Source organism: Mesorhizobium sp. M0048 (genome assembly GCF_040323405.1).
In the GTDB taxonomy this organism is placed as follows: domain Bacteria; phylum Pseudomonadota; class Alphaproteobacteria; order Rhizobiales; family Rhizobiaceae; genus Mesorhizobium.
Window position 1 is genome coordinate 1 of sequence record NZ_JAMYUV010000139.1, and the last position, 639, is coordinate 639.

Genomic DNA, 639 nt, shown 5'->3' on the forward strand with positions numbered 1-639 from the left:
GCGATCAAGCGTTGGCGCGCCGAAGGCGGCATGGGATGCGTCTGGATTGCGGTGGAAAGCCTATACAGCATGGATGGCGACTGCGCGCCTTTGGAGAGCCTGGTTGCGCTTGCCGATCGGCACGAGGCGTTCCTCGTCGTCGACGAGGCGCATGCCACAGGTGTCTGGGGACCGGATGGCCGGGGGCTGGCCGCCGCTTTCGAGGGCCGCGACAACATCATAGCGCTTCATACATGCGGCAAGGCGCTCGGCGCATCGGGCGCGCTCGTGACCGGACCGCGAACGCTGTGCGACTATCTCGTCAACCGTTGCCGGCCATTCATCTACGCCACCGCGCCATCGCCGCTGATGGCGGTCGCGGCGCGCGAAGCGCTCGCCATCCTGTCCGACGAGCCCATGCGGCGTGTTCAGCTGCATGAACGCGTTGCCCTCGCAGGCCGCCAGGTGGTCGAGCGCTGCGGCGTAAAGCCCAGCGGCTCGCAGATCCAGCCCTTGGTAATCGGCGATGTCAGGCGCGCAATGCGGTGGCGGCGGCACTGCAGGCCCGCGGCTTCGACATACGCGGCATTCGTCCGCCGACCGTGCCCGAGGGCACGTCGCGGCTGCGCATCTCACTGACGCTCAATATCGGCGAAGCCG

General features: G+C 67.8%; 1 pseudogene. It reads left to right on the forward strand.

Annotated elements, in window-relative coordinates:
* Window positions 1-639: pseudogene (locus NKJ84_RS33105) on the forward strand (aminotransferase class I/II-fold pyridoxal phosphate-dependent enzyme); the annotation flags it as partial.